This window comes from Coprococcus sp. AF102-57 (assembly GCF_027686195.1).
Taxonomy (GTDB): domain Bacteria; phylum Bacillota; class Clostridia; order Lachnospirales; family Lachnospiraceae; genus Allocoprococcus; species Allocoprococcus comes.
The window spans coordinates 1-20,523 of the sequence record NZ_JAQCSY010000019.1; the positions used below are offsets into that span (position 1 = coordinate 1).

Here is a 20,523-nt window from a genome sequence, read left to right on the forward strand (position 1 = left end):
ATTTCCACTATTAACAAGAGTCTCAATTTTAGGAAATTTATTTCTGAGATCAGAAATGGAAATTTTGAAGTAAACAAAAAGAGTATTACGTTTCTTCTTGTTCACGTGATACTCTTTCTTTTATGGCTTCTGACTGTTACTGCTGATATACATTTTACTTTTTCATTTACAATCTGTTTTATTTTACACCATGGTCCACCTGGTACATATGCGAAATCAGGCGGAAGATCTGACTGGTATATCCCCATTCATTATCATAAAAACTGATCAGTTTGGAATCAGCATGTGTATGTTTCTTGTTATAATATACATTAAGTGACGACTCAATAGAGAATTTTTAATAAAGCTGCAACTCCCCTGTTTCTCTGTTATGTCTTTCAACCTGATATGTCAAAACTACTGTAACAGCTACCATAATGCACATACAAACCAGCAGGCCGGCGATATTCAAGATCCATTGTTTTCCTTTCCCACCAATATTCAATACAAATCGAATAATATTAATACAATATGTGAGCGGAAATACAAGTGAAATCATTTTTGCCCAGAAAGGAAAACAGTTCCGTGGAATTCTTGAACCGGAAAACAATGTCATCGGTGTATCAAAAATATCCATAATGATCGAAGCATCTCTGGAAAACATAAAAATGGAATTCAACATTCCACCCCAGATTGTGGAAGACAATAGCAACAAAAGAAAAATAAATGGCAAAATCAGTATGTTGTGGAATTGGATTGCTTTTGTATAAACCAAAATGAATACGCAAAAACAACAGAACATCCATACTTCCTGAATCAATGCGCCAAGTGCTCTCCCATACATCATAGCCAGACGGTTTGCAGGGGAAAGAAAAGTAATTTCCAAAGTGCCGCCTTTTCTTTCCTGATTCGCCATCGACCATGCATTTTGTACCATCGACCAGAAGCATGTATAGGACATAAATCCAGTTCCTAAGAAAGCCAGTAATTCTTTACTGTCAGAAATCCCCATATAACCGGTTAAAGAAAATGGTTTGTAAGTATAATAAACTTCTAAAAATCCAAGAATCGGCCAGATCAGCAGCGACAAATATACAAAAGCTGAATGATAATCATGTTTCTGTTGTTTTTCAATTTCTGCTTTTATTACCAAAAATATTTTCTTCACTGTCTTCTCCTCTTGATCTGTAAATAATTTTCATCAATATTTCTTCCAGTCCAGGTTCCTGCAAAACCATCTTCGGTTCACTTGCAAACAAATCTTTTAGTTCTTCTTTGGTACCCTGTGCAATCATTCGTCCCTTATCCAGAACATAAATATAATCACAAAGTTCTTCAGCCTCACTTATATAGTGTGTTGTCAGGAGAACTCCTTTTTTTCCCTCCTGAGCCAACTCTTTTATCATAGTCCGTATTTCCTTTGCAATCACAATATCCAGTCCAAGGGTTGGCTCATCCAGAAAAATATATTCAGGATCGTTAATCAGTCCTCTTGCAATCTGTAGCCGTTGTTTCATTCCTTTTGAATATCTTTCAACCGGTATATCTTCGGCTTCTTCCAACCCTACTATTTTCAATAATTCTGCAATTTTTTCTTTTAATTTAACACCACTCAAGCCATATAAACTGCCAAAGTATTTTAAATTTTCTATAGCAGTAAGTCGCCAGTACAGATTCCTTTCTCCACCGGAAATTACATTGATCCGTTCTTTTACCCAACGATGATTTTTAACTGCATCGACACCATTCATCGTGAGCGTTCCTGAAGATGGCGCGATAATCGATGCTAGCATACGGATTGTTGTTGTTTTCCCTGCGCCGTTAATTCCGAGAACGCCTATGATTTGCCCTTTTGGAATTTCCAAAGTGATATCCTTTACCGCGGAAACGATTTTCTTTTTTCGACCGAACAATGCACTTTCTTTTATCACGTAATTTTTTGCAAGATTTGTAGCTATAATTTTCTGTTCGTCCATGTCTTTTCTCCTATCTATCCAAATATACTTTCTACCAGTTTCCTCTCCATTGACTGATACCAGATCATACCGAGAACCAGATAAATGCCGGACAGAACAAGAATCTGTACAATCAGTAGATGATTGCTGATCAGATTTTCATGTCCGATCACCACATTTCGAAATAAAGTAACCGCTGGAGTCAATGGAAAAATCTGTGCTACATTCTGAACCCAATCCGGCAGATATTGAATCGGATAGGTAATCCCGCATACCAGGCTCATTGTAACAAATAATGTATTCTGTGTCAGATAAGTGTCTCTTGTATATAGCATAACGGAAGATAATAAAATTCCCATACAAAAAAAACTTAGTATTGCCAGTAAAATCGTAATCAGTGCCCGGGTGGAAAGAAAATTACTTAATTTTGCTCCGAACAGTACCCCGACAATGAGCACAGTTCCAAACTCCAGAAATGCCCGTGTCGTCTGTTCCAGCAGACATCCAAGAAAGTATTCACTCCTTGGTGCGGGCGATAACAACAGCATTTCCAGTGTGCCTTCTCTTAATTCTGTAATCAACGCCCTTCCGATATTCATGAGCGTTGCAACTGCCAGAACATTTAACGCAGATCCCAGTACAATATAAGTGATATAATCTGCACCATTTACATATTTGCTGAATTCACTGTTTAAATTTCCATGCATAAAATAGCGATATACAAAATATGGAAAGATAATCTGAGTAACTCCCGTTATCACGCGTGATACCATAAATGACCATGGAACTGCCCTCAAAATTCCAATCCTGTTTTTATGATATGTTGAAAATATTACCTGCCACATCTATTTGCCCCCTTCTAGATAGTTATCATTTCGTAAAATTTGTAAGGAATGTAGTTAATCATATCTTCTTTAAATTCATATTCTACGAAGAATCCTTTTTTATTTTTATGAACAAGATCTGCTTTCCACATGATTTGCAGATGCTTCGACACTGCCGCTTCGCTGATTTCCAATTTCTGCGCCAGTTCTTGTGTGGTACAGACATTCTGCATCAAAAGCTTGATAATCCGTAATCGCGTTTTGTCTCCGAGTACTTTAAATATTTGCACCAAGTCTTCCGGAATGTCACTCTCGATTGATTCAACAATAACTCCTTTTACCACTTCCAGTTCCTGACTGTGCTTAAAAAGCCATAAATGAGGATACACAAAAGTACTGACTGTAAGAAATACCGTATTCAGCTCTTTTTTCTTATACTTAAATTCATGGTTTTTCAGATAAATGACTTCGGTTTCTTCAACCTGCAGACGTGTATGGATTTTTCCGATCCAATTCCACAAGCCTTCCGCCTGACATTTTCGTTTTTCATTCTGAATTACTCTTATGAGATAAGGTCGTAAAATCATTTCTTCTTTGCGAAATACGATTTCATAATACGCTTCCATAACATTTAATATTCTGTCACGCTCTTTCCTGGTCATTTCATTACCAGTTGTTTCCTTTACCCAATGATTCCACTGGTATATATTCTTTTTTCGAAAATAACGAATCATTTCGATAATTTCCATTTGTCGGATCTCACTCCATTTTTCCGAATCGATAATTAAAATCCATTCATTTGTCAAAGTTTTGAGATTACGGATTTCTTTTACCAGTTCTGGTAAACACTTTTCTTTTGATTGCACCCATTTTTGTCTGGATACATGATGCTCCGGATTGGAAAGTACATGCATCGAAAAGAAAAATTCCCATACAGGCAGATAAGACACAACAACTTTTATATCTTCTTCACTAAACATATCTAAAATCATATTGTTACACCTTTTTCAATCAACCGATCAGTTAATCAAATCCTTTTTCCTTTTTGATGTAGGCATTATATGGATGAAGGTCAGGTTTGTCAATGTTTAATTTGATTTTTCGTTCTGTAATTTTAAAATATTAAAAGGTGCTAATCTAGCAAAAAACTAAATTAGCACCTAATATCAAAATATTGTTTATCTTACACCTAAATCAGATTCATTTTTTCAATTTCTTTTTCCTGTGAATTTATCTTTATTGGCTTCACATCCAGAACTTTTTCACAGTAATGCTATAACCGACCATACTCTCATCAGTCCAAGCAAAATCGCCACTCCCTCAATTACAAAACAAATCAGACTCAGGAAATGACTTCCTCCACCTGTTATGTCTTTTAAAGTTTCCGTCACATCCTTCGGATTCTCCGGATCATAATATCCCGGATATTCCTTTCCGACAGGATACTGATCGATCGAGCTTCCCAGACGTGTGTGATATTCATATCTCTGACCATTTACCATATACTCATAAATCGGGGTATAGCTGGTGACATAAATGATTTCACCTGATTCATTAGAATCCCTTTCCTCCCGTTCATGCTTCTCCACACCGATCACACGCAGCGTGGTGCGTCCTGAATAGCGCTGCCGATATTTGGCATTTTCAGCATTTGCTTTCTTCCACAGCTTTTTCCCAAACCAGATCAGTAAAACACCCAAAAGTAGTGGAATTGCTGCTATACTAAAAGAATACACATAGAAATTTACCATAATATTCCTCCTCTTTTTGAAACTATATCCTGAATACTTTGTTAGCTTAAGTATAGGATAAATAGAGCTGTGTGTCGTTCACTTTCAATAATCTATTCTGTTGGTTGAATATTTGTGATTTCTATTCCTGCAATTCACTCATAATGTTTTCAATCGTTGATACATCCTCTTCCAACATATCTGCGATTTCTTCTTTCAAATAATTTTTCTCCTGTTTCTTTTTTACCTGATTTTTTTAAAGTTCATTCTGTCCCTCAGAAAATGCTTTCTGCCGTTCTATTTCTCTTTCTTCCCACGCTCGCATGAACCTCGCCTCCACTTTTTTGTTTGACCTGATCTGGCAGACTTTCTGATGAAGCAACTTGATCTTCTGGCTTGTACATGAACCGGCAACTTCATTCGTCGATTTCTCCATGTAACGAAGTAACTCAATCAATTCCGGTGATACCATTTCAGGATTCTTACCATGGCAGTTCAGAAAAATGCGTGTCGCATCATCTTGCAGATCAAGATTGGAACTTCTTCGCATTTCATTCGGTTATCCGGAAGCGTCCGTACCTCTTTTTCCGAATGCGGTGCTAATCTGAGCGGAATGTCCTGTCCGAAAATGATATCCAGTACCGTCTTCATATTCTCCGGATCTTCCATTGTTTCATTGAATAAAAATCTATTCAACAGGTTAAGTTTTGAAAATCCTTTTCTTTTACTCATTTGTTTCGCCTTTCATCGGATGAAAATATTCCGAAAGGAGAAATGTTTATATAAATATATTAGCATATAGTTGCTATATGTAAAAGAGGCGATCTCAATTCGGACTTTTTCAGTTGTAGAAAGGAGCTGTACTACAACATATTTCCGCTTCTTTTTATTGCTGAATCATTAGAATCATATCCCATAAGGTCAATTCCCAATGACGCAGCTTCTTTATACATTTTCTTTCTAGCAGTTATTTCTTCAGCCGTTGGTTGCAATTTTATCTATATATTTCAACGTGTTTTTATACATTTCTCGAATTTCAAAACAGAAAAACCATGATTTACGTTTTTTGTAAACCATGGTTTTAGAAAATTTCTAATATAAAATGTATTTGAAAATAATCCCATATAAAACAATTGTATATAAAATGCTATACAATGTACCAATTAAATAATATTCTGCAAAAGCTGGATTTTTTGTTATCTAATCATAACGTGCAATTGATTTTGCAGTCATTGTCAATCCAACCGCAGAATATTGTCCAAGAACAATAAAAACTGCACACAGGAACCGCTCAAGAATCCCTACTAACGCTCCTGCTCCATTCTTTGTTTTCGTGCTATTATCATCCTCTTGATCAGATTCAGGTTTTACCTGATAAGCTGAAAAAAGAATCTTGAATGTAATATTGGATGGTTTTGCTATACATAAAAAATACAGCAGATAAGGAATTGGTTTTATTATATATTCTGGAAAATAATAAACCAATATAGAAGATTTCCAGATAATTAAGAGGAAGCTTAAAATATGAAAAATTAAAGAACATACATATATAACATTTGTTACGTTTATCGGCAACTTATTTGTCCGAATATCATAATTCTCAATCCATCTTTTTATTACTTCAATTATAAAGTGTATGCAAATACATTCCAGACAAATTTTCCCAATATTATATCCATATATATAAAACAACATTCCTATGATTATAAATGGAATTATATATGCTAAACAATAACAGAATATTTTCTTTTTATCTTTCTTTTTAACAATATATTTATTGGTTAAAAAATACTCTCCAATTATATGTCCTATACACAATACCATAAAAACCGAACTTTTTTGCACCTGTTATCATCCCCATTTCTCCTTAAGTACATTTTCTAAGCCACATTTGGTATTTACATAAACCGAAATACCTGTATTTTTTACTTTACTGTTTACAAGCTGAGGTGAAATATCTAATTCCTGTGCCAATTCTCTTTGGTTATATTCGCCATTGTCACCGTACCGATATGTTAATATAATTCTTCGTACAAATTCATATTGTGATTTCGTCCATGAATTCGCATATCTGTCGCATAATTTCAATGTTTTATTCGCAGCGTCTAAAAGAACTTCCTCTTCTATCGAAGCACTATATTTTTGCAGACACACTTTAGCGTTTCCATAATCGTTTTTTTCATGGATTTTTTCAATAGCATTCCGTGCTGACCAATATGCCGGTCCATCACTTCCCATACTGGTTTCCTGGATTATTTCTGTGTTCATATCACCAACACCTATACCAAACCGTATTTTTGTAGGATACAGTTGAAATTGGATCGTATCAAGTAACTCAAATAAATGCGCCGCACTATGAAGCAATCCTTGAAATTCATCCCCTAATGTGATTGAAAATCGGGAAGCAATATTGCTTTTATATTCTTCGTTTACCTGATCCAGGATCCTTTTTAAATGATTCTGAACTTCCGATCTATTTGAAATAGTTTTTGACGCAATGATGTCTCCTATAATTGCAAAATACATACTCAAACCTCCTTGTCACTATTATTATACTTTGATATTTGCAAAAATCAAATGAATTTGTTTGATTTTATAATTATCAAATGAATTTGTTTGATATAGAAAACATCAATAATTTTTAATCAAGATATTGAATTTTCAGAAATACTAAATGAAATCACCAGAACAGCTTTATATTCAACAGCCTAACATATAAGCATAGGATGTACAAATTCGAAATATATCGTTTTTCTTCTTTTTTAGCGTTGATGGAACATGTCAATATTCAAAATCTCCACGCAAAAAAGCCATGCTCTACATCCAACATGTAAACCATGGCTTTTATCTGTACCACTATTTCAATTATTCTCCATCTTTGAAATGATATCTGCCCTTTTATTTCCCTATCTTCCGACACGTTCCTTCATTCTCATAATCCTTGTGAACCCCATCATCGTCATACAGCAGATACTCTGCCTCATCAAATCCGAGCATGGTAAGTGTCGACAGATCAATCTGCTCCACCGATTCAGCCACTTCTGCGACCGGGATGCATTTTCCTTCCCGGATGAACAGCGGTACTTCGTTCAGTGCGATCATGATTTCATTTCCGAGCATCAGCGGGATAAATACACCAAGCGCCAGGTGGCGCAGCAGAAATTCTCTTGCCGTATCCGCGCCAAATCCGCCCAGATCAGCACCCGTATAAAGGAACCCACACATATTGAGTGACGGCATCATTTTCAGATTCAGCAGAATATGAGACCACCAGGACTTGTTATCTCCGGTCCAGATTCCACCATAGCGGTGCATTCCGATATTCTTGTTGATTCCGCGGTTTGATTCACCAACTCCGTAGATAATATCGTCTTCATTCATTCTATAAGTAAAGGAAAATCCTTCTTCCTGTGAGATCGTACCATACTCCGGATTCCCTTCTGCCTTTTCAATCTTTTCTACAACAGCTTTTGTGTTAAAGGGTGTCCCTTATTCGTATCGTTTTATTTATTCAATCCCCATTACTTCTCCTAGTGCAAGCACCGCATTTCTTACGCATTCCGGACATTCACAGAGTACTTTGCCTGTGCCGACGCCCTTCAACTCCCGGCAGATCGTTGCCCCGCATTTTTGCTGAAACTTCGCAAGGATTTCTTTGGAATAACGAGGCGTTCCGGCTCCGTCTGTCAGGATTCCGGCGGTCATCACAGCTCCAATGAGTGCCCCGCAGGTTGCTTCCAGACATCCCATTCCAGCTGCATAGCCTGCAGTTAATTTCATCAGTGTCTCATCGTCCAATGAAAGCTTATCTTCAAATACTTTTACAACTGCCTGGGAACAGTTGCATGCTCCGGCAGCTTTTAAATCTGCAGCTTTTGCTGCGCGTTCTTCGATTGTCATATTCAGTACCTCTCTTATTTTATTCAATCTGGTAAAATTTTTTTCAAAGGCTTCGCCTCAGTCTTAGCTGCTCTCTGAAAAAATTCCGGTATATTCTCCATATACCTGCAGACATACACAGGGAACAGACTGATGCCTGTTCCCTGCCTGTTAATTCCTATTATAACATAAATCTGTTAGAATCCCATCCACTTTTTCAGAATACCGGGACACATTCTTTTAAATTTGATACATTCTGAATCCTAGATCATCTCTAAAAATGCAGCAATTCGTGTATCCAGCTGTCCGATATCCGCCTGAGAATAATCGGTCTCTACATGGATATACGGAAGTCCTTTAGATTTTACAAATTTCTCAATGCTCTTTGCCTCAATATTGTAAGTATGACATGCCTGAAGTGTCATTTCTACTACACCCTCGATATTATACTCTTCAAGGAGTCTTCCCATCAGTTCAATACGGTTGTTATCTGGTGTCATAACGGAACATCCGATTGCAAGATATCTCTCTGCAATTGCTTTGTAGATGTCCTCTGCATCTTCATCGATGAGACGGTCAACAGATTTTGCACCTCCACAGTTTTCATAGACTACAACATTTCCACCGTGTTCTTCGATGGCTTTTACAACCTTCATCGGTGCACCGCTGCTTGGACATCCGGTTAAAAGGATGCGTTTCTTTCTCTCTGGTTTTTCCCCTTCTTCGTATTCTTTCATCAGCTTTTCACGAAGAGCATCAATTTCTGCAGGCATCTTTTCTTTGTCGAATTTGAACTGGCTTCCATAGAGAACGCCGAACAGCTGGGAACCGTTCATCGGAGCCGGATCATTTTTCATAACTTCGTAGAATTTCTTCAGTGCAATACGTCCCTGGTTGGATACATGAACAGCATGGCGCACTTTTTCTTCTGTGATCTCTACATTAAATGTCTTTTCCAGATATTCTTTGAAACGGATGATCTCTTTTGTCCACAGCTCCAGGGAATTTGCTCTCTGTGAGTTTGGAAGTTCCATGATATAGACATTTTTGAATTCTTTCATCAGTTCGTACATTTTTTTCTTTCCATCACAGGTTGTCTCTCCGACTACCACGTCTGAGAAATAGAAGAATGGACATTTGTCAGATACAGCAAAACCGTAACTTGCCTTTACCATCGGGCACAGATTCTTCGGCAGATCCTTTTCTGCGATCGGGATCGTTTCATCGGATGTAGAGCAAAGTCCTACGGTAACTGCTCCCATAGCCATTGCGATTTCCTGTGGGAAGTAGGTACAGTACGCACCTACAACCGGAATTCCTTTGTCCTTTACTTCTTTCATTACCAGGAAAGATCTCTGTCTCTGCTCTGCAAATTCTTCAAAAATCTCTGGCAGCTCTTTTACTAATTCCATTTTTATTTTCCTCCTTTATTGTATGCATTTTAAGCATTGAATACATATTTATCCAGACGGTCAAATGCTTCTTTCACTCTGGATGTCGGCAGTGCAAGGTTCATACGGATATACCATTCACCATGGAATGGCTTTCCGTTCTGCCAGAACACACCTGCTTCATATCCCATCTTCAGAACGTCTTCCAGGCTCTTATCATGTGCCTTGCACCATTCTTCACAATTAACAAACAGCATATAGGTTCCCTGCGGTCTGGTTACGGAAACACCTTCAAAATGTTTGTCGATATAATCACATGCATAAGCGACATTTTCCCCGATCACTTCTCGAAGCTCGCCTACCCATTCCTGTCCTTCCGGTGTATACGCACCCATCAGTGCATGCATGGACAGCACATTCATCGAATTGTAATGGCAGAGGGAAGACTCTTTTAAAACTCTGTCTTTCAGGCGTTTGTTGTATATAATATGATAGCTTCCGATCAGTCCGGCAAGGTTGAAGGTCTTTGACGGTGCGTATAAAGCAATCGTTCTGTTTCTTGCATCTTCAGATACAGACTGGGTTGGAATATGCTCGTTTCCATATAAAATAATATCGGACCAGATTTCATCGGAAATGACGGTCACATCGTATTTTTTATAGATTTCCATTGCTTTCTCGATTTCCCAGCGCTCCCATACACGACCGGTCGGATTGTGCGGTGAACAGAAAATGGCTGCATGGATCTTGTTTTTCACGATCTTCTCTTCCATATCCTCAAAGTCCATCCGCCAGATGCCTTCTTCATCCTTTTTCAGCGGACTGTGGATGATATGGTAGCCATTATTATTCAGTGTGCCGGTAAATCCTATGTAAGTCGGTGCATGGACAAGGACATTGTCACCCTGTGAGCAGACCGCGTGAAGTGCACTTGCCACGCCGCCTAAAACTCCATTCTCATAACCGATATGTTCTTTTTTCAGTCCGGTCACATGATTCCGTTCTTCATGCCACTTGATGATGCTGTTGTAATACTCATCTCTGGTAATAAAATATCCATAGGTCGGATGTTTCGCTCTTTCGATGATCGCTTCAGTAATCTTCGGGAGCGCCGGGAAATTCATATCCGCAATCCACATCGGAATATAATCCATTCCTTCTCTTACTTCTACTTTGTTCCCCGGTCCAAGCATATTTGGAAGGATATCCACTGCAAGGGCATCTTTTCCTTTACGGTCAATAATACTTGTAAAATCGTACTTCATTTTTCTTTCTCCTCTGTTACATACATTTTTTTCTTTTAGTCATCATGATATTGTAGTCAAAAGGTATTTTGACCCCTTTGATACCAGATTGCTACGTGCTTTGCACTCTTGCAAGCAAGCTTGCATCGGCTTTCTGACCTTTTGACCCTGGTATCTCATCATACAGGTGACATGCCACATAATGTCCCGGAACAATCTCTATCATCTGAGGTTCTTCCTTACGACAGATCTCCATACAGTTTTCACAGCGTCCTGCAAATCTGCATCCAACTGGTGGATTCACCGGACTTGGGACATCGCCTTTTAACATAATACGCTCTTTTTGTGCTGATGCCTCAGGATCCGCAATCGGAACCGCTGATAAAAGAGCTCTCGTATAGGGATGTTTTGGTTCAACATATAACTTAGAGGATTCTGTAAGTTCTACCATTTTCCCCAAGTACATTACCCCTATACGATCTGATATATGTTTTACAATAGACAGGTCATGTGCAATAAACAACATGGTCAGATTTTTTTCTTTCTGTAATTTCATAAGCAGATTTATAATCTGTGCCTGTATCGAAACATCCAATGCTGAAATAGGCTCATCACAAAACAAGAATTCCGGATTAACGGAAAGTGCTCTGGCAATTCCAATCCTCTGACGCTGCCCACCTGAAAACTCGTGGACATTTCTCGCTGCATGCTCTGCATTCAATCCAACCATCTCAAGTAGTTCCGCTACCATCTTCTTTTCTTCCGTTTTGTTCTTCGCCATCCCGTGAATCTGGATTCCTTCTGCTATTATATCATAAACCTTCTGGTGTGGGTCAAGAGAAGCATACGGATCTTGGAAAATCATTTGCACACGTTTTGTAAATGCAAACCGTTCTTTCTTTGACATGGAATGAATGTTCTTCCCGTGAAACAGGACCTCTCCATCTGTTACCGGATACATTCCAAGACAGGTTTTTCCGCAGGTTGTTTTCCCACATCCGGATTCACCAACAATTCCCAGAGTCTCACCTTCGTAAATATCAAATGACACATTATCAACAGCCTTTAACTGTTGTTTTTGAGTAGTCGGAAAATATTTTTTCAAATTTTTAACTTCTAAGATTTTCTTTTGGCTAGGCATGTGCAACACCTCCCTTTGCGGCACGTTCATCCATCATCCAGCAGGATGCCCTGTGACTGGAAGATACCGTTTTTTCCTCCGGCATATACTGTGCACAAATATTCATGGCACGCGGACATCTTTCACAAAATGCACATCCCTTCGGCGGATTTGTCATATCCGGAATGTTTCCTTCTATGGTACAAAGCATTTCTTTTCCGTCTCTGTCCAGTCGTGGAACGGAATTTAAAAGGGCTTTTGTATATGGATGAACCGGATGATAGAAAATCTCTCTGACCGTACCCTCTTCTACAATTTTCCCGGCGTACATAACTATAATTTTATCAGCCACATCCGCCACAATTCCCAAATCATGCGTAATCAGCAGAATTGCCATCTTCAGTTTTTTCTGCAGAGCTTTCATTTCAGCCAGAATTTGCGCCTGGATCGTTACGTCCAAAGATGTGGTTGGTTCATCAGCAATCAACAATTTCGGATGAGAAATCAATGCAATTGCGATCATAATCCTCTGCCGCATTCCACCAGATAACTCATGCGGATACTTTTCAAGACATTTTTCAGCATCTGCAATGCCTGTTAACTTCAGCATATCGATTACTTTTTTCTTTTTTTCTTCTTTAGAAGTCGTTACGGCATGATTGTCAAGACTTTCCATGATCTGCTTTCCGATTTTCATGGTCGGATTTAAAGAAACAAGTGCATCCTGAAAAATCATAGAACATTCTTTGCCACGGAATTTTTTCCACTCCTTAGAAGAATATTTTGCGATATCTGTACCTTCAAATATGATCTGGCTTCCTTCCATTACTTTCCCCGGCTTTTTTACAAGCCCCATAATAGTTTTCGCTGTAATCGATTTTCCACAGCCCGATTCACCTACCAGTGCAACCGTCTGTCCTTCTTCAATAGAAAACGATATATCCCGCACCGCCTGCACAGTGCCTCCATATGCAGCAAAATTCACAGCCACATGTTTCATTTCTAATAAATTATTCATTTTTTATCCCTTTCCCTAAGGTGGTTACTGCCTATTTTGCTATTCTACAATTTTAGGTTCTAATGCGTTTCTCAGAATATCTCCCAGTAAATTAAAGCTCAAAACTGTAATTAGGATCATTACACCCGGATATACCGCCAATAAGGGGTAATCCAAAATATGCGCCTGTGCCCCCTGAAGCATACTTCCCCAGGATGCACGTGGAATCTGCACACCTAATCCCAGGAAGCTCAAAGAAGATTCCATCAGAATTGCATTTGCCACACTCAAGCTTGCAGCAACAATAACCGGTCCTAAAATATTAGGGATAATATGTTTAACGATCACGCGGAAGTTTGATGCCCCCAGATTCTGTGTAGCCACCACAAAATCTCGTTCCTTTAATGACATTGTCTCCGCTCTCGTAATTCTTGCAACGGATGCCCAGGAAAACAGACTCAATACAACGATCAGAGTCGGTAAACCAGGCTTTAAAAAGGTATTTAAAATAACCATTAACAGCATACTCGGAAGAGCAAGGAAAATATCTGTGAAACTCATCAAAAACATATCCACTTTTCCTCCGACATAACCGGAGAATACACCTAATGATGTTCCGATTACAACCGTCATGATCATAGACATGAATCCCACCAGCAAAGAAACTCTTCCACCATATAAGGTTCTGGTAAAATAATCTCTTCCGTACTCATCTGTGCCAAACCAGTGACTGGATGAAATACCCTGCAGTTTTTGAGAGGCATCTAACTTATAAGGATCGTAAGGACTAAGAGGTGCCAAAAGAACAGCAATGATGAGAATGGCAAGAAGTACGACACTTACCATAGCAACTTTGTTTTTCCTTAGTTCTTTCCAAATATCTTTCCATACGCTCTGTCTCTCCACAGAAACTTCTACTGTTTTCTTTTTTTCCAGTTTTGCAAATGAATCATTGGTTATTACTATATTATTTCCCACCGGATGCACCTCCCCGTTTAATTCTTGGATCAACAAAGGCATACAATAAATCTGCAATAAAATTACCGACTACCAAAAGAAAACCTGAAAGCATAACATACGCCATGATTACCGGATAATCCCTTGAACCAATCGCAGACATCGCAAAGGTTCCAATTCCCGGCCATCCAAAGACACTTTCTACAATAAAGGATCCACATACCAAAGATGCCAGATTCATTCCCATCAATGTAATGATAGGCAACAGCGTGTTTTTCAACACATGTCGGAATAAAATTTTCGTCTGAGAATCTCCCTTTGCTTCGGCGGTAAGCACATACTCTTCGCTTAACTGTCCGATGGTATTTGCACGGATATAACGGATATAAACCGCAACATGACCGATACTAAGTGTAATACATGGAAGAATCATATGCTGGAACGTATCAAATGCAGATACATTTCCAACGGTATGCATACCGGAAGAAGGTAATACCTTTAATACTGCAGCAAATACAATAATAAGCAGCATACCAAACCAAAAAGAAGGAATGGACATTCCCATATACGCTAACGAACTTATTAAGTTATCAAGCCATGAGTTCTTCTTATATCCCGACCATAAACCAAGCGGGATTGCAAGTAAAAGTGACAAGATCATAGAACTTCCCATAAGTATGATCGTTGCCGGAAGACGCTGCATAAACTGTGGCCACACAGCCGACTTATTAGATAAGGATACACCTAAATCTCCGTGTACCGCACGTTTAGCCCAGGCAAAATACTGCTCTGTCATGCTCTTATCCAACCCCAATTGTGCAATCACATTAGCTTTCTGTTCTTCCGTCATTTCCGGATTCACATACATATCCGATATGTCACCTGGTGCAAAATAGACAATTGCAAATGAAAAAAAGGAAATCAATATCATTACGATTACTACCTGAGCCGTCTTTTTTAAACAATATTTCCACATAAGTATTCCTCTCTGTAAAATCGAATATATGAAAGAATGTGGCTTGTCTTTACTTTAAAGGCATGCCACATTCCGTATGCTTTTCAGCTAGTGTGAATTTTTAATCCATATGAATAGATAAGTAATCAATGAATTCAGGAACAACTGACGAACCATCTAAACCAGTAACATTTTTCTGCGAAACCATAACAAAGTTTGTATATGTAAGTGGGTATTCCCAACATTCTTCCAACGCTTTGTCCTGAATTGTATTCCAAAGTTCCTGTTTTTCTTTCGCATCTGCAGTTCCTATGGCTTTCTGAGCAAGCCCTGAAACTTCATCACTGTATCCACAATCACAGAGACGATTTGTAAAGTAGCTGATTGCCTGTCCACAGTTTGAACCACGCTGTGAATCCCATCCGTTTGTACCAAGATCCCATGTTGTAGCCAGTTCTTTATCTTTGCTTGCAAAGAAACGTGGGAAGAATGTAGAAGTATCGCAGCTTTCAATATTTACTGTTACGCCGATTTCAGCTAACTGCTGCTGTACGACAGTTGCTACAGATTCCATATTTGCACGGTCTGAATTGTAAATATATGTAAGTTCTTTTCCTTCCAATCCGGATGATTTTGCAAGTTTTTTTGCTTCTTCCAGATTGAAGTTATATCCTTTACAGTTTTTATTATAAATAGACTGGTCCGGTGTGATGAGGCTGTTTGCCGGCTCTGCAAGTTCATCTGATCCCCATGCAAAATCAACGATCGCATCTTTGTCAAGTGCAAGGAAGATTGCTTTTCTTGCATCCTGAGATAATGTAGACATTACCGGTCCGTGTGGGTTTAACTGAAGGTAATTAAGACGAGCTTCTGATATACTGTACATATTGTATTTATCAGACTCCTCTTTGTATTTCTTCAGGTCTTCTGCGCTTGTAACACGCATATAATCAATTCCGCCATTTTCAAATTCGATCTGTTTTGTGCTTCCGCTGCCGATTGTTTTTATAACGACTTTCTTAACAGAAGGAGTTCCTCTGTAGTAGTCATTTCTTGCTGTATAAACAAAACTATCTTCGTTAATTTCGCTTACTACATATGCTCCAGATGTAGCCATACCCGGTGTTTTGAAGTATGTACTGTCATCAATCTTTGACGGATCATTATCAAATGCATGTGCCGGCATTGGATAGAACTGAGATAACGTTCTGACATAGTTATCATATACTGATGGAAGTACAAATTCCATTGTCTTATCATCAATCTCGTTGATCTGCACTTCTCCACCATTTACCTTGGTGAATGATGTAGGTCCGCCATAAACCAATACACCATAATCAATGGTAAATTTGATATCTTTTACTGTAACCGGTTCTCCATCACTCCATGTTGCTTTGTCATTAATATGAAGTGTATAGGTAAGACCATCTTCTGAAATATCAAGCTTATCAGCCAGATAATATTCCAGACCGTCTTTTGTCTCAGCAAATAACGGTTCATAGATTGGGCGGATTGCACTTACCAAGTCATCACTGCTCTGTGCACTTGGCTGAAGTGAATTTGGCATATAATTCAATGCAAATGTAAAAGTCCCATCACTTTTTGCCTCTTTCTTCGTGTCTTCTGTCTTTGCGCTGCTGTCTTTCTTGTCGGAACTTCCACCACATCCGGCAAGCATACCGACTGCTAAAATTCCTGCACACAATAATGCGAGTGCTCTTCTTTTCATTTTCCTTTTTCCTCCATTGTATTTTCCTTAAGTTGCTCTGTCGGTATATCCCCTAGTTAACAACTCTTCAAAAATACTACCAAAATGTTTTTTTCTTTGCAAATAGCTTTTTTCTATCACTTTTTGTACTTATTGCTATTATTTATCAATAATTCCAGAAAACGGTGATTTCTCGTTATTTTTGTAACTTTTAACAATTTATTGTTTTTATCTATAACAAAAAACATAATTTTTTTACAATTTATTTTACCTTTTTTGCAATGTGTATTGTATAATGATTACAAAAGATTTGTTAAATTATTATTCATCATGAAAGGTTTATAAATGAAAAAATTATATGAGCAAAGCCCTGAAATGCATCTGTCCGGCAAACGCCATCTGCGCCATGTAAAATGCACGCACCACAAAGGATATCTGATGGAAGATCTTTCTATGATCAAAAGCGGATTTTATGAGATCAGCTTTTGTAAAAGCGGAGATTTTCTGTTTCGCATCGGCCAGAAACGGCATTTTATTACAAATGGCGATATTCTGGTTATTCCACCGGATATTCCACACTACTTTACTTCCAGTGATCTTGTTGCAAACTATTATGATTTTATCACTGTATGGCTGGAAAAATCATATATTTCCAATCTGAAAAGCCAGCTTCCGGCTCTTGAGGAATCTGTTTTCAATATTGACACACCTCATCTTCTTCATACTACCAATAAGCTGTGCAATTTTGAGGAAGAATTTGAAACCTTTTACCGGGAATATGCTTCTTATGGGGAGCTTTCCGAAACCTATGCCTGTGGTGCATCCACCTGTCTTCTGGTAAAAATCATCAATTATGCCCTGAAATATTCCACCGAATTTATTGAGATTGAATCCGATCAGACCAACCAGATCGTCCGCTATCTGGATCAGCATTTTCTGAAAGAAATCGGCGTGGAGGATCTGGCGCGTACTTTCCACATGAGCAAGAGCAGTTTGAACAAATTTTTTCAGAAACAACTGAATACGACCTGTCATCAGTATATTTTAAAGAAACGGCTGGCACTTGCGGTCTCGCTGATCCGGCAGGATGTTCCGCTTAAAACGGTTGCTGTCCAGTCCGGTTTTGGAGACTATTCTTCATTTTTTCGTGCTTTTAAGAAAATGTATCATATTTCCCCGACCGAATGTCAGGCAGACAATGAAAAACTGAAAAAGATCAAACATTAGCCGGGAGAATGACTTGTCTGAATAGTGTAGACATGCAAAAAACTTCGGATATTCTGGATTTTCGCCAGTGATCCGAAGTTTTTCTTGTTTAATATTTCTTTTTTTGATTGTCTTTATTTCACCAGATGTACTTCTGCCTTCTTCTCATTCAGCTTCTGTGCAGTCTCATGCTCATTGACATAGATACTGATATGTTTTTCTTTGCCGGAAGTATCGTAATCTTCAGCAGTAAATACATGTCCGTCAATGATCACCTTTGTTCCATACGGAATCTCATCCGGGTCAACCGCAATGGTCTGCCCTTCAACAACCGGAGTTCCGGTTGCTTTGACTTTGCTTGCCTTCGCACGGCAAGTCTCGCAGGAACAATAATAATCAATGGTATACTCTCCAATACTGTCTCCATACTGTTCGGCTGTAGCGTTCTGTTCGTTCACATCCGTGCCTTCCAGATTATAATTTTCTTCCAGGATTCTGGTTGCCCAGACAGCTTCCGGAATATATACCGTTCCCGAAATGATTCCCTGGTCTTCATTTGCAGCTTCGATGGTCTTTCCGTCTCCTGCATACATCACAACATGATGGACATAACCGTCTTTTGCATAGAAGATCAGATCCCCCGGTTGTGCGTCTTCAACCGGAATCTTGGTTCCATACTGGCTCTGATCTTCGGCTACTCTTGGCAGATTATAGCCAAAAGTCTTATAGATCTGCTGTACAAATCCGGAGCAGTCCGCCCCTTCTGTCAGGCTTGTACCGCCCCATACATAAGGATTGCCAATGAACTGTGCGGCAAAATCCAGCATTGCCTGGCGGATCGCATTCCCCGGTGTTCCCGGCTTTACAGAAGCATAGCTATAATAAAGTGCCTGGTTATCTTCCGGTGCGATCAGTTCTGTAGCTGTCTGGTAAGCACCTTCGCCTGCTGCTTCTACCTGCGCTTTTACTTCATCCCCAGTCTGAACAGCCTCTTTAGAGACAAACCCACGGACATCCCCGGACTCCACATAAATCCAGTCTTTCTCTGCATCCGCAAGGATATAACACAGATTACCTTGGGACATGGTTCCGAGCACACGTGACTGTCCATTTGCCTCTTCCTGGATTGCTACAGTTCCATCCGACTTTGATGCATCTGCCAGTGCATATTTTTTCGTAGCCAGTGTCTGATTTACGGTTGCACGTACATGGGTAAATGCCTGATTTTCATTTGCCGGAACCGTTTCTTTTGCAAGGGATGCTGTTCCTTCGATTCCAGTGTATGCAATCTTAGCTTTTTTTGCAGCTTTTTTTGCCTGCTTCTGGTATCCACTCAGCAGTACCTGTGCGGCATCTCCGGTATAAAGCTCGGATTCTTTTACAAATCCTCTGACCTTTCCGGATTCTACATACAGCCATCCATTCTTTTCTTCTTTCAGAATGTAGAGAAGTCCATCCTGTGAAATTTCTCCGACAGAACGCACCTTTTCGGCCAACTGCCGGGATGCAAGGGATGCATTTAAAGTATCATCCTGCAATGCTGTAGCAGTATCCGAGTTTAAGGATGACTTCTTTTCCGAAGTGTCTGCTGTGTTTTTTAATGTCCCGGCAGAAAATGTATTAAGCTGTACTTTCTTTTCCGTTTTCGTCTTTTTCGCAGAAGATTTCGTCTTTGATTTCTTCGCTTTTACAGAAGTTTCCTTATGAAACAGTTTTTTAGCATCGGCTGTTGCTTCCTGAATATCACTTTCTGTCCGATCAGTATCAACGGCTCCACTGATATCTTCCGGAATTGCCTCACGTATGCTGATCTTTGTCTTTGCAAATGCATATTTTCTCGCAACTGTCCAGAAACGGAAATCTTCTTCGTATTCCGGAAGACTGACGATCTGCTGTCTCTTGACCAGTTCTTCATTGGTCATCTTGTGTTCACTATCCTGCGTATTTTTTTCCTGCTCCTGCGTTTTGTTTTTTTCTTCTGAGCCTTCTGTCTGATCTTCCGAAGGCTGCTGTTCATTGTTCACATTGCCATCTGAAGGCTGCTGTGGTGTATCCGGATTGACCGGATCTGTCGGTTGCTCCGGCGTAACCGGCACATCTGGATTAGCCGGGATTACTTCTACTTCATCTCCTGTTATCGGATCAACCTTCCATCCTGTTTTCGCTGCATCACGCAGACCGGTATCTTCCAGATATCCAGTCTCTTCATTGTATCTGATTTCTTCATTATGAATCATCTCCAGGACAAGATCTGATACTTCTGTAAGTGTATCACGCCCATCAATGGATTTTGCCTGTAATTTTTCTCCATTTTCTGATCCATTAGAAGTAACCTCTGTAAGACCGCTCTCTGCCGCCCAAGCTGTTGCCGGAGCGCTGAAAGTAAGTCCGAAAACAAGTAATCCTGCTAGAATTTTTACTCCTGTCATTTTTGCTACCTGTATATTTCTATATTTCAAAATCTGTTGCTCCTTCTTACAAATTCTGTAAAATGCAGTCCTTTTAGTCGAAACGCGACATTTTTATTTTACTACTCTTTGACAAAACCGTCCATGTTTCATTAAAAATATTTCTGATA

Annotated in this window: 19 protein-coding genes and 1 pseudogene; 1 reads left to right on the forward strand and 19 read right to left on the reverse strand. The window is 39.1% G+C overall.

Features of this window, described 5'->3' with window-relative positions; genetic code table 11:
- Positions 1-337: 337 nt before the first annotated feature.
- The 18 genes and pseudogenes from PGZ10_RS11925 to PGZ10_RS12010 form a co-directional block, all read right to left on the reverse strand.
- A complete protein-coding gene (locus tag PGZ10_RS11925) occupies positions 338-1,147 on the reverse strand; it encodes an ABC transporter permease (protein WP_117824342.1) in 810 nt (269 codons plus the stop codon).
- A complete protein-coding gene (locus tag PGZ10_RS11930; protein WP_022220589.1) occupies positions 1,110-1,955 on the reverse strand; it encodes an ABC transporter ATP-binding protein in 846 nt (281 codons plus the stop codon). Before PGZ10_RS11930 ends, PGZ10_RS11925 begins: the two co-directional genes overlap by 38 nt.
- A 14-nt stretch (positions 1,956-1,969) precedes the next feature.
- The gene (locus PGZ10_RS11935; protein ID WP_270541494.1) at positions 1,970-2,779 is read right to left on the reverse strand and encodes an ABC transporter permease; all 810 of its coding nucleotides are present in this window, start codon (positions 2,777-2,779) and stop codon (positions 1,970-1,972) included.
- 14 nt (positions 2,780-2,793) lie between these two features.
- Positions 2,794-3,750 (reverse strand): ArsR/SmtB family transcription factor, encoded by a 957-nt coding sequence (locus tag PGZ10_RS11940; RefSeq protein ID WP_270541495.1) that lies wholly within the window; start codon positions 3,748-3,750, stop codon positions 2,794-2,796.
- Between the two features lie 270 nt (positions 3,751-4,020).
- Positions 4,021-4,509 (reverse strand): DUF3592 domain-containing protein, encoded by a 489-nt coding sequence (locus PGZ10_RS11945; protein ID WP_270541496.1) that lies wholly within the window; start codon positions 4,507-4,509, stop codon positions 4,021-4,023.
- A gap of 235 nt (positions 4,510-4,744) precedes the next feature.
- A complete protein-coding gene (locus tag PGZ10_RS11950) occupies positions 4,745-5,038 on the reverse strand; it encodes a hypothetical protein (protein ID WP_173690530.1) in 294 nt (97 codons plus the stop codon).
- Entirely contained in the window at positions 4,984-5,220 is a 237-nt protein-coding gene (locus PGZ10_RS11955) for a hypothetical protein (RefSeq protein ID WP_270541498.1), read from the reverse strand. Before PGZ10_RS11955 ends, PGZ10_RS11950 begins: the two co-directional genes overlap by 55 nt.
- Positions 5,221-5,688: 468 nt before the next feature.
- A complete protein-coding gene (locus tag PGZ10_RS11960) occupies positions 5,689-6,333 on the reverse strand; it encodes a DUF3307 domain-containing protein (RefSeq protein ID WP_270541499.1) in 645 nt (214 codons plus the stop codon).
- A gap of 6 nt (positions 6,334-6,339) precedes the next feature.
- On the reverse strand, positions 6,340-7,014 hold the full coding sequence (locus PGZ10_RS11965) for a SatD family protein (RefSeq protein WP_117824348.1): 675 nt from the start codon (positions 7,012-7,014) through the stop codon (positions 6,340-6,342).
- Between the two features lie 372 nt (positions 7,015-7,386).
- Positions 7,387-7,809, reverse strand: a pseudogene (locus PGZ10_RS11970) (TIM-barrel domain-containing protein); the annotation flags it as partial.
- 186 nt (positions 7,810-7,995) lie between these two features.
- Complete coding sequence (locus PGZ10_RS11975) at positions 7,996-8,388, reverse strand: C-GCAxxG-C-C family protein (protein ID WP_117558599.1); 393 nt, start codon at positions 8,386-8,388, stop codon at positions 7,996-7,998.
- A 242-nt stretch (positions 8,389-8,630) separates the two neighbouring features.
- Positions 8,631-9,779 (reverse strand): double-cubane-cluster-containing anaerobic reductase, encoded by a 1,149-nt coding sequence (locus tag PGZ10_RS11980; protein ID WP_270541500.1) that lies wholly within the window; start codon positions 9,777-9,779, stop codon positions 8,631-8,633.
- Positions 9,780-9,808: 29 nt separating this feature from the next.
- The gene (locus PGZ10_RS11985) at positions 9,809-11,023 is read right to left on the reverse strand and encodes a MalY/PatB family protein (RefSeq protein WP_117558603.1); all 1,215 of its coding nucleotides are present in this window, start codon (positions 11,021-11,023) and stop codon (positions 9,809-9,811) included.
- 91 nt (positions 11,024-11,114) lie between these two features.
- A complete protein-coding gene (locus tag PGZ10_RS11990; RefSeq protein WP_117558605.1) occupies positions 11,115-12,143 on the reverse strand; it encodes an ABC transporter ATP-binding protein in 1,029 nt (342 codons plus the stop codon).
- Positions 12,136-13,140, reverse strand: a complete 1,005-nt coding sequence (locus PGZ10_RS11995; RefSeq protein ID WP_117558607.1) for an ABC transporter ATP-binding protein — start codon at positions 13,138-13,140, stop codon at positions 12,136-12,138. Before PGZ10_RS11995 ends, PGZ10_RS11990 begins: the two co-directional genes overlap by 8 nt.
- A gap of 39 nt (positions 13,141-13,179) precedes the next feature.
- Positions 13,180-14,085, reverse strand: coding sequence for an ABC transporter permease (locus PGZ10_RS12000; RefSeq protein WP_416386984.1), 906 nt, complete (start codon positions 14,083-14,085; stop codon positions 13,180-13,182).
- A 1-nt stretch (position 14,086) separates the two neighbouring features.
- Positions 14,087-15,052 carry an ABC transporter permease gene (locus PGZ10_RS12005; RefSeq protein ID WP_022220605.1) on the reverse strand — a complete coding sequence of 322 codons (966 nt, stop codon included), beginning with the start codon at positions 15,050-15,052 and terminating at the stop codon, positions 14,087-14,089.
- 100 nt (positions 15,053-15,152) lie between these two features.
- Positions 15,153-16,760 (reverse strand): ABC transporter substrate-binding protein, encoded by a 1,608-nt coding sequence (locus tag PGZ10_RS12010; protein WP_270541502.1) that lies wholly within the window; start codon positions 16,758-16,760, stop codon positions 15,153-15,155.
- Positions 16,761-17,084: 324 nt separating this feature from the next.
- Here PGZ10_RS12010 and PGZ10_RS12015 point away from each other — a divergent pair, with 324 nt between their 5' ends.
- The gene (locus PGZ10_RS12015; RefSeq protein ID WP_117834743.1) at positions 17,085-17,966 is read left to right on the forward strand and encodes an AraC family transcriptional regulator; all 882 of its coding nucleotides are present in this window, start codon (positions 17,085-17,087) and stop codon (positions 17,964-17,966) included.
- A gap of 113 nt (positions 17,967-18,079) precedes the next feature.
- On the opposite strand, the gene PGZ10_RS12020 is transcribed toward PGZ10_RS12015, so the two are convergent.
- Complete coding sequence (locus tag PGZ10_RS12020) at positions 18,080-20,404, reverse strand: C40 family peptidase (protein WP_270541503.1); 2,325 nt, start codon at positions 20,402-20,404, stop codon at positions 18,080-18,082.
- Between the last annotated feature and the right edge of the window lie 119 nt (positions 20,405-20,523).